This is a genomic window from Paenibacillus forsythiae T98, assembly GCF_000520735.1.
Classification (GTDB): Bacteria; Bacillota; Bacilli; order Paenibacillales; family Paenibacillaceae; genus Paenibacillus_AQ; species Paenibacillus_AQ forsythiae.
The window spans coordinates 1-9,848 of the sequence record NZ_ASSC01000294.1; the positions used below are offsets into that span (position 1 = coordinate 1).

The 9,848-nt window shown below is 56.4% G+C and carries 9 protein-coding genes and 1 pseudogene; 1 reads left to right on the forward strand and 9 read right to left on the reverse strand.

Annotation, left to right across the window (positions count from 1 at the left end; all coding sequences use genetic code 11):
- From L692_RS0109620 to L692_RS0109640, 5 genes are all read right to left on the reverse strand, one after another.
- Positions 1 to 1,265, reverse strand: a 1,265-nt coding sequence (locus L692_RS0109620; protein WP_025699359.1) for an ABC transporter permease, incomplete at its 3' end; no start/stop codon positions are given.
- A gap of 1 nt (position 1,266) precedes the next feature.
- Positions 1,267 to 2,100 carry an ABC transporter ATP-binding protein gene (locus L692_RS0109625; RefSeq protein ID WP_025699360.1) on the reverse strand — a complete coding sequence of 278 codons (834 nt, stop codon included), beginning with the start codon at positions 2,098 to 2,100 and terminating at the stop codon, positions 1,267 to 1,269.
- A gap of 124 nt (positions 2,101 to 2,224) precedes the next feature.
- A complete protein-coding gene (locus L692_RS0109630; RefSeq protein WP_025699361.1) occupies positions 2,225 to 3,529 on the reverse strand; it encodes a HAMP domain-containing sensor histidine kinase in 1,305 nt (434 codons plus the stop codon).
- Positions 3,526 to 4,212, reverse strand: a complete 687-nt coding sequence (locus tag L692_RS0109635; RefSeq protein ID WP_025699364.1) for a response regulator transcription factor — start codon at positions 4,210 to 4,212, stop codon at positions 3,526 to 3,528. Before L692_RS0109635 ends, L692_RS0109630 begins: the two co-directional genes overlap by 4 nt.
- A 292-nt stretch (positions 4,213 to 4,504) precedes the next feature.
- Complete coding sequence (locus L692_RS0109640; protein WP_025699366.1) at positions 4,505 to 6,130, reverse strand: ABC-F family ATP-binding cassette domain-containing protein; 1,626 nt, start codon at positions 6,128 to 6,130, stop codon at positions 4,505 to 4,507.
- A gap of 269 nt (positions 6,131 to 6,399) precedes the next feature.
- Between L692_RS0109640 and L692_RS0109645 the strand changes: the two genes are divergently transcribed.
- Entirely contained in the window at positions 6,400 to 7,539 is a 1,140-nt protein-coding gene (locus L692_RS0109645) for a virulence factor (RefSeq protein ID WP_025699368.1), read from the forward strand.
- Between the two features lie 206 nt (positions 7,540 to 7,745).
- Here the strand turns inward: L692_RS0109645 and L692_RS0109650 are convergent, their stop codons facing one another.
- From L692_RS0109650 to L692_RS31755, 4 genes and pseudogenes are all read right to left on the reverse strand, one after another.
- The gene (locus tag L692_RS0109650; protein WP_025699369.1) at positions 7,746 to 8,870 is read right to left on the reverse strand and encodes a transglutaminase domain-containing protein; all 1,125 of its coding nucleotides are present in this window, start codon (positions 8,868 to 8,870) and stop codon (positions 7,746 to 7,748) included.
- Between the two features lie 280 nt (positions 8,871 to 9,150).
- On the reverse strand, positions 9,151 to 9,387 hold the full coding sequence (locus L692_RS0109655) for a glutaredoxin family protein (protein WP_025699371.1): 237 nt from the start codon (positions 9,385 to 9,387) through the stop codon (positions 9,151 to 9,153).
- Positions 9,388 to 9,469: 82 nt separating this feature from the next.
- Complete coding sequence (dmpI, locus tag L692_RS0109660; protein WP_025699373.1) at positions 9,470 to 9,682, reverse strand: 4-oxalocrotonate tautomerase DmpI; 213 nt, start codon at positions 9,680 to 9,682, stop codon at positions 9,470 to 9,472.
- A gap of 61 nt (positions 9,683 to 9,743) precedes the next feature.
- Positions 9,744 to 9,848 (reverse strand): annotated as a pseudogene (locus tag L692_RS31755) (thioredoxin-disulfide reductase); the annotation flags it as partial.

The window sequence follows — 9,848 nt, forward strand, 5'->3', positions numbered from 1 at the left end:
AAACGGTTCAGCATTCTTTTCAGGCCCAGGGATAATTGCAGAGAGCCTTTGGCTTGTTCCAGGGAAAACCTGTTCCGCTTGAAGCTGTGGGTCGTGATCCCCTTCCGCAGAGCGGTCAGCGGCGTAACCTTCAGCGCCTTTCTTGCCGACGAGTAGGTAACGGCGCATACGAATACCGAAACTGCCGCAAAGCCCAGCGCCGAAATTCGGGGGTCCGCAGTCTGCGTCCAGAGCAAACCGACCGACGAAGAAATCATATTCCCAAGCAGCGGCAGCACGGCCCAGGCCAGCACGGCTCCGGCGGCTCCGGCGATGCACAGAATAACGAACTGCTGAAGAAAGAGAGCCGCCGTAATCTGCCGTCCAGTATATCCGATGGCTTTGAGCGCGCCGATGCTCTCCATATCGTCTTCAATGCCGCTGGCGACCCTGAATCTCACTACAACCCCCGCCACCAGAAGAACGACCGCCGCAAACGCAACCAGCACAAGGGAGATCAGAGTGAGCGGGAGGGTGTAGTTCAGGGACATGCTGTCCGTATCGGCCAAAATGCTGGACGATGTGGGGTCCATGGGAAAGGTTTTATTGAAGGTATCCGTCAGTTTACCCGGATGGGCGCCGTTCGCCGTCTGCACCGACAGAAATATATAATGATTTCCGCCCAGCTCGGCCTTCAATGCAGCGAACTCGCGGTGCGGCAAATAGAATTTCAAGCTGCCGCCTAGCGTGTTGCCAAGCAGCGTATCCTGAAAAAAACCTCCGATAATATAGCTTCGCCGTTTGAGGCTGGAATCGGTTAATGTCAGGCTGTCGCCCAACTTATAGCCCCCGCCGCTCTTCAGAATATAAGGGGCGTATATTTGCGGCCCTTGCGCGTCAGGAAGACGCTCGGTCAGCCGCAGCGGCGAAAGCGTGCGGCCTGTGTCCGCATTCAGAAAGACCGGAAGGGTCGACAGAACGCCTCCATTATATGAAAATTGAATTTCGTTCAGCGCAAGGCTCTCTTCGCTCTCCAGCTTGGCTATGCCAGGCTGGTCAAGGAGAAACGCCTTCTTCTTGTCCAGACTGCCGTCATCCGGCAAGTTGGCGGCAAAGTCCGCGCCGGACAGCTCCGCCGTCTTGGCCTCGTAGAACGCATTAAGCCGGAGAAAGATAGTGAGTCCGGTATTCATAACAAGCACGGTAAGCAGAAGCAGGACGAACAGGATGACAGCGGAGCTCTTATGCTTGCGAAGCATCGACAAGGCCAAATGGTTCACTGCCATGCTACCACCCCATGCTTTCCAGAAAAGCGTTCAGCCGGTTCAGACGTTCCCGTCCTTCCTCTTCCCGGTACAGTCCCAGGAGCAGCTCGCCGTGAATGATTCCATCGCGGAGATACAGTACCCGGTTGCCCCGCAGCGCCGTCTTGACATCATGCGTGACCATGACGATGCTCTGCCCCTCCCGGTGGAATCCGGTCAGCACATCCAGCACGCCCCGGCTTGTGGAGGAATTGAGCGCGCCGGTCGGCTCATCGGCGAACAGCACGGCCGGCTGGTTGATCAGCGCCCTTACAATCCCCGTCCGCTGCGCCTCGCCCCCGGAAAGCTGGGAAGGAAATTTTCCCCAATCTCCCTCCCCGAGCCCTACCCGCAGCAGCAGCTCCTTGGCTCTTGCGGCGACAGCCTTCCTGCCCGAATTCCGCAGCAATCCGCTTGCCAGTACATTATCCAGCACGCTCATTGTATCGAGCAAATAAATTTGCTGAAAGACAAAGCCGCAGTGATCCCGGCGGAATACCGCAAGCTGGTCGGCGGACAACTGCGACAATTCTTTTCCCATGAAGGAGATTTCTCCCAGCGTCGGTTTGTCCATGCCCGACAGGGCATATAGCAGCGTGGATTTTCCCGAACCGGAGCTGCCCATGATGATCGTAAAATCGCCGCTCCCGATTTCGATATCCAGATTTTTCAGCACATGCTGCTGAGTGCCTCCGGCCGAAAAGGTCTTGCACAGCTTGGCCGTAGTCAGCACCGTCTTGCGCGCCGCCTGTCCCTTCTCCACTGGATTCGCCGCCCTCATCCTTGTCCGCGACGCTTCTTGCGCCAGTTCCGTCATTGCCATTTCTCCCCTCGCCCTGTAAACAAGACTTCAAATTTGAACCTCGGTTTCATCTTACTACAGCGCTTCTTAACGGGTCGTTGCCGGATTCTTAACCGTTTCTTAAATATCGGGCCGGTCTTCAGACCAGCTTCAGACGCAGCTCAGCAGCAAATCCGTCCCGGGTGTTATAGCAGACCAGATCACCCTCCATCCGCCGCATAAAGCTGCGTGAGAGATATAACCCAAGCCCCGAACCGCTGTGCCCCGCGCTGTTGCTCCCACGGTAAAATTTATTGAACAGCAGCGGAAGATCGCTTTCCGGCGCGCCTTCGCCCTCATCTTTAATTCGCATTACCAGATAATTTCCAGAGGCCGCAAATGCCGCCTCCACCGGTGTTCCCGCATATTTCCCGGCGTTGGCCAGCAGATTGTCGACAACCTGCTGCATCCGCAGCACATCCATCCTGAGCATGCACTCCGGAATGGCTCCAATCCGGATATCGTATCCGTAACAGGCGTTTCTCAACATTCCGCCAAGAACGCCGCTGTACTCTTCGGTCGGAACAACCCTGAGCTGCTCCAGCTCCTCAAGTGTGGCATGAAACAGGTTGGTCACCAGCCCGTCGATCTGCTCCGCTTTGGAGAGGACGGCTTCCAGCCGCTTCCGCATCCGGTCTTCCGCAGGGGACAGAAGCATCAGCTCGGTCACCGCCTTGATGGAGGCGACCGGAGTTTTGATGTCATGACTGAGGCTCGCCACAAGTTCTTTCTTGCTGAGGTTGGCCCGGTATTCGCTCTCCCTGGCAGACGCCAGTTCCTCCCGCATCAGGTCGAAGCTTTCGGTAAAAGCGCCGAACAGACGGTTCCTGTCCATCGTCAGCGGAAGATCGAGATTGCCCCGGGCAACCTGCTGCGCAAAGCTTTGCAGCTTGTTGAAGGGCCGGATCACCGAACGGTGCAGGTACAGAAGATAGGCGGCGCACAGGGCAGCGCATGCCGTCCACGAAACCGCAAGCGCAGCGTAAAGCTCCCGGCGTGCCGCCTTCACCTTCTCCGCTGTGTGATTCGCCATAATCAACTTGCCCGCCGGAACGCCGCTGACGGTAATATCGGCAACGGTATCGCCGTTTCGCAGCGCATCATGGATCGATGCAGCTGCGTCTTCCCCGGCGTAAAGCGTTCGGCCATCGCCCGCAATAAGCGTCAGCCGGGCGGCGGCTCCGCTCTCCGAATTGGCGCTGGACGCCGCAACGGCAGCTTTCCACCGATTCAAATCGCCCCCGGCAATCTCTTTCCAGTGCGCTTCCGCTGCCTTCACGGCCGTATTGACGGCCACCATATCAACGACACCCCCTTCACCCTGATTTCGAAGGATGAACAGAGACAGAAGAAGCCCTGCCAGCAGAACGACTCCTATGCCCCGCAGCATTTTTCCGATATTCATACGCTTCCGTCCTCGAACAAATATCCCGTTCCCCATACCGTCTTGATATAGCGCGGATGGTCAGGGTCAGGCTCAATTTTGGTCCGCAAATGCCGGATATGTACATTCAGCGTGCCGTCTCCGGTGATGGAATCGCCCCAGACCTCGCGGAACAGCTCCTCCTTGGGCAGCACCCGGTTTCTGTTCCGGACCAAATACGCAAGCAGCCGGAATTCAAGCGTCTTCAGCCGAACCTCCTCACCGCCAACCCGGAGACTGCACCGGTTGCAGTCCAATTCAAGGCTCCCGGCACGCAATATATCTCCGGACGGCTTGACTCCACCGTATCTTTTCAGCACCGCCCTGACCTTTGCCAATAGAACGCTCAGTGTGTAGGGCTTCTTGATATAGTCGTCTCCCCCAATATTCAGCGCCACGACAATATCGTCGTCGCTCGAACGCGCGCTGATGAACAGAATGGGAATCTCCGTCGTCTGGCGCAGCTTCTTGCAAAGCTCAAAACCGGAGGCGCCCTCCAAATTGATGTCCAGGAGCAGCAGAGACACCTCGTTCCCCCGCATGAACGCCAGACACTCCTCCGCCGACGTCACATAGGCCGCTTTCACGTCAAACAGGTTAAGATACTCGCTGGTCGTCTCAGCCAGAACGGCCTCGTCATCGACGATCAGGCAATCGTAACGCATGAACTTCCCTCCGCAAGATAGTCCCACCAAGTGAGGACCTGGATTTGAAGCGTACCCAGATGCTTTTGCGGGACCCCGATAAATTTTATGAATCTTAAAAAACATGGCCAATAACGTGCGCGCAGCTATACCTTGGGAAATCGGCATTCGTATCGTATGTGCTCATTCACAGCATGCAGCTTCAAAAAAAACCGGCCGGAGATCATCCGGTCGGCCTTGTTTTATAAAGAGAATATGTCCGCTTGCGCGCGGCGGAGAGGTTCTTTATTCCGCGCCTTGCTTGCGGTTTATTCTACACTTCCACCGGATACATCCGCTGGCGCAGTTCCTTGACTTCGTCGCTTTCGAGGTACTCGTCATAGCTCATCACGCGGTCGATAATGCCATTTGGCGTAATCTCGATAATCCGGTTCGCGATCGTCTGGATGAACTGATGGTCATGCGAGGTGAAGAGAATCGTGCCGTCGAAGTCGATCAGCCCGTTGTTCAGCGCCGTGATGGATTCGAGGTCCAAGTGGTTGGTCGGCTCGTCGAAGACGAGCACATTCGCGCCGTTCAGCATCATCTTCGCCAGCATGCAGCGCACCTTCTCGCCCCCCGACAATACGCTCGCCTTCTTCAGCGCTTCCTCGCCGGAGAACAGCATGCGGCCCAGGAAGCCGCGCAGGAACGTCTCGTCCTGGTCCTTGGAGTATTGGCGCAGCCATTCCACCAGGTTCAGCTCCACGCCGTCGAAATAACTGGAGTTATCCTTCGGGAAATAAGCCTGGGAGGTCGTCACGCCCCATGTGTATTCGCCCGAGTCCGCCTCCGTCTCGCCCATGATGACATCGAACAGCGTCGACTTCGGCAGCCCGTTCGGGCCGACAAAGGCAATCTTGTCGCCTTTATTGACGACAAAGCCCACTTCATCCAGCACCTTCTCGCCTTCGATGCTCTTGGTCAGATTGCTGACCGTCAGCAGCTGCTTGCCGGCTTCGCGCTCCGGCTTGAAGTTCAGGAACGGATATTTCCGGTTGGACGGACGGATGTCGTCCAGCGTAATCTTGTCGAGCTGCTTCTTCCGGGACGTCGCCTGCTTCGACTTGGACGCGTTGGCCGAGAAGCGCTGAATGAACGCCTGCAGTTCCTTGATCTTCTCTTCCTTCTTCTTGTTCGATTCCCGCTGAAGCTGGAGGGCCAGCTGGCTGGATTCGTACCAGAAGTCATAGTTGCCGACGTACATCTGAATTTTGCCGAAGTCGATGTCCGCGATGTGCGTACATACTTTGTTCAGGAAGTGACGGTCATGGGATACAACGATAACGGTGCCTTCATAGTCCATGAGGAAGTTCTCCAGCCACCCAATCGATTCGAGGTCCAAATGGTTGGTAGGTTCGTCAAGGAGCAGGTTGTTCGGACGTCCGAACAGCGCCTGGGCAAGCAGTACCCGCACCTTCTCGTTGCCGCTGAGCTCCGCCATTCTTTTGTCGTGCAGGTCGCGCGGAATGCCGAGGCCGATCAGGAGCGCGGCGGCGTCCGGCTCGGCGTCCCAGCCATTCAGCTCGGCGAATTCGCCTTCCAGCTCGCCAGCGCGCAGGCCGTCGGCTTCGGAGAAGTCAGACTTGGCGTACAGCGCGTCCTTCTCCTTCATAATGTCGTACAGGCGCGTGTGGCCCATAATGACCGTTTCCAGCACCGGGTATTCGTCATATTCGAAATGGTTCTGCTTCAGTACGGCCATGCGTTCGCCGGGCGTGATATGAACCTCGCCGGAGTTGGCTTCAATCTCGCCGGACAGAATTTTCAGAAATGTTGATTTGCCGGCGCCGTTGGCCCCGATCAGGCCGTAGCAATTGCCGGGAGTGAACTTTATATTTACATCTTCAAAAAGTGCGCGCTTTCCGTAACGGAGTGTCACGCCGCTTGTACTGATCATTTTTGCATACCATCCTTTACACATAGGTTTCGGCATATTATAGCATAAAATCGGGCCAAAAAGCCCGCAAACTCCTTGATTTCCCTCCAAAAGAGCAAAAATGGGCAGCACAGGCAGCGAGTTGCCAGAGCCTGGCTCCGCTGCTCCGGTCCGGAGCTTGCGGCTGTTTTGTATTTCCATTCAAATTTGATGTAAAATGCGGATAAACACTCTTGCAGACCAATATGTGAGCAAATGCGGCAGCTGCCGCCATAAGGAGGTTTATCCGAATGAAGATCACATTTATTGAACCCACGCCCAGTCCGAACACGATGAAGCTTCATCTGGACGAACAGCTGGAGCCGGGAATACGCCGAACCTATACCCTGCAAAGCCAGCATGCAGCGCCGTCCTGGGCGCGTGAGATGCTGACCATCCCGGGGGTGGAAAGCGTCTTTCATACCGCCGACTTTGCGGCGCTGGAACGGAGGCCCTCTGCGGACTGGGCCGAGATATTCCGGGAGCTGCAAGCCCGCTTCGGCGGCGAAGCGGCCGGGGACCGGGAGTGGACGCTGACGGACGAGAACGCCGGAGCGCATTTCGGGGAGGCACAGGTATTCGTCCAAATGTTCCGCGCCATTCCGATCCAGATCCGGGTAAAGAGCGGAGCGCGCGAGGAACGAATCGCGCTGTCGCCCCGGTTCACCGAGGCGGTGACGAATGTGGCGAGCGCGGTCCTGATTAAAGAGCGCAAGCTGACGGATTACGGCGTCCGCTACGGCGAGCTGCCCGAGATCGCCCGCGAGGTCGAGCAGGAGCTTGAGGCCGCCTATCCGCAGGAGCGCCTTGATTCACTGGTGCAGCAGGCTATTGCGCACGGGACAGGCGAAGGCGAGTTCACCGAGCAGCGCGGCAAGCGCGGTCAGGACGAACTGCTGCGCGATCTTGCGAGCGACAACTGGCGGGTACGCTATGCGGCGCTTGAAGATTTGTCGCCCGCGCCCGAGCTGATCCCACAGCTTGCAGCGGCGCTCAGAGACCCGAAGCTGCTGATCCGCCGGCTGGCCGTCGTCTATCTGGGCGATCTGCGGACGCCCGAAGCGCAGACGCTGCTGTACGAGGCCATGAAAGACAAGGCCCCGGCCGTGCGGCGCACCGCCGGCGACTCCCTGTCCGACATCGGCGACCCCGCTGCCACGCCGGTCATGATCCGGGCGCTGGAGGACGACAGCAAAATCGTCCGCTGGCGCGCCGCCCGGTTTCTGTACGAGGTCGGCACATCTGATGCGCGCGGCGCGCTGGAAGCAGCAGTGAATGATCCCGAGTTCGAAGTCGGGCTTCAGGCGCGCATGGCGCTGGAACGCATTGAGTCCGGCGAGGAGGCGGCCGGAACGGTTTGGCAGCAGATGGCGGGACGCGAACGCGGCTGAGGCTGCGGCATGACCGTAGCGGCCTCTTCCGTTACTGTCTGGCCGCCCGTCGGTTCCGCAGGCGAATGCCCCCGTCCTTGACCGACTGCGGCATGACTCCGAATCTAAATTGACCTAGGCGCTTGCGGTCCATATTTATAGACAAAGATCGCCCCCGGCCGTCCTTTCGGACGGATGGCGGAGCGATCTTTTTGAAGTTGAAGACGTTAATGCCAGTACAGATCCACTTTCAAATCCCCCGTATCCTCAAATGAGGATGCCTTGTAGCTCAGATTCTTGAAACCCTTCTCATACAGCGATTGGAGGTCGCTTACCAGCCTGCTCTCGCTTCCGTCATAGCGGAACAGCAGCGAAGCTTCTCCTGCCTTTCGCGCCTGCCCCGCCAATGCGGTCAGCTCGGCCGCGTCATCGACGATGCCGCTCTCTTCATAGAGGTCGTACCGCAGCTCCTTTCGCAGCTTCTGATAGGCCGCCTGCTTCGCTCCCTTGAGGCTTGCCAGTTCGCCAAGCGTACGGGAGTATTCCACAGCCGCTGCCGGATAGGCGCGGGTCCAGGTATGGTCGCGGCGCATCTGGCGGTCTGTGCGCAGATAGTAGTCCGTACTGACAGCGCCCGCACGATCGGGAGTGGGATCGTCCCAGGTCGTGTCCAGATGGTACCAGCGTCCGTTCAGCTGAACCAGATTCCATGCGTGCGCTTGGCCCGAGCCTCCCTGCCACGCGGTTCCTTCCACGATTTTATTCGGAATCCCGGCGCCCTTCAGCAGCTTGTAGGTCAGCAGGGAATAACCCTGGCAGACGGCGCTGCCGCTCTTCAGCCCTTCATACGCCGTATATTTGGTGTAGGTCGTGTCATATTTCAGGTTCAGCACCACCCAGTCGTGAATCGCCTTTACCTTCTCATCGCCCGTCATCCCCGGGTTAATAATTTTGTTCAGAACCGCCTTAACCCGTTCGTTCACGTAGGCCGTCTGCTGAAGCGATTCCCTGTACGACAGCCGGACGCTGACGACAGCCGAGCGGGAACCGGTCCGGTAGGAGAAGCTGTAGCCGTTCACAATATAGTTCAAGTAAGGATCGTTCGACATGGCCTGGTCCAGCGCGGTTTGGATCTGCGACTTCAAGCGCGAGGTCTTTCCTTCATATGTAAACGCAACACTCTCTCTGCGGTTGTTCATCGCCCCTGCAAGACGCTGAGTCATATCGCTGACGGAACGCACAGCGGTTCCATTTACTGCGGCATACGCATAATCCATCCCCCAATACACAACCGGCGGCACAGCGGCGGCAACCAGCATCCCCAATACGATCGCCTTCGTCAACTTTCCCATACTTGCTCTAACCCTCCTTGGCTTTAAGTCCCTTATATATTAAATGCGTCGAACATCATTTCCAATACTCCTTAAGTGCTAAAATTCACAAGCAACAAAAATACGGACCCCAGCGGGCCTTATGCCAAGCATAGGCGGCATCACCGTGTACGCGGTATTTCGGATTGCAATGTCTTTTGTACCGGCCTAGCCGCACTTTTCATTCCCCGTTACCCGGCCGCACTGCAGAAAAGGACGCCTCCGCTGTCGGAGACGCCCTTCCTTTAACCCATAGCTGTTATTACTGCGCAGCCGCCAATACCTTGTCGAACTGCGTTTTGTTCATGCCCACGATTTTATGCTCGCCGATCACGGTAACCGGAACAGCGCGCATGCCCATATCCCACACCTGCTGCGCGAACTCTTCGTTCTGCTCGATGTTGCGCTCCTCGTAAGAAATTCCCTTCTCATTCAAAAAGCTCTTGACCTGACGGCAGTGCGGACAATTGGTGGATGTATATACCACAACATTTTCCATAGTTGATTCCCTCCTTAAAGAATTATTTGTTTGTTCATTTCTTCAGGCGTTAACGTAATCGAAAGAGCAGCTACTGCATTTATTAGTCCTCACTTTTCAGTGAAGTGTTCTCATCTTTGTCAGATAAAAGCTGCCCTGCAACACCTATATTATCTCTTTCATTTTCCTTTACAAAAACAAAGAATGCCTGTTCAGGTATATTCATGATATTTGAAGCTGATGCGGTAAGTTCATTTACTAACTTTCTCTTTTGTTCTTTAGTTAATTTAGCTGCTTCAATTGTTATCACAGGCATAATTTTATCCTCCTAGTAACTTTTGCTTTATATTATATCACCTGCGGTGTTCTGATGAAACTTACAGCGCTACGGCGTTGTGCTCCAGGCTCTCGATGAACTTCTCGGCATCCATGGCCGCCTTGCAGCCGCTTCCCGCCGCCGTAATCGCTTGTCTGTACCGGGT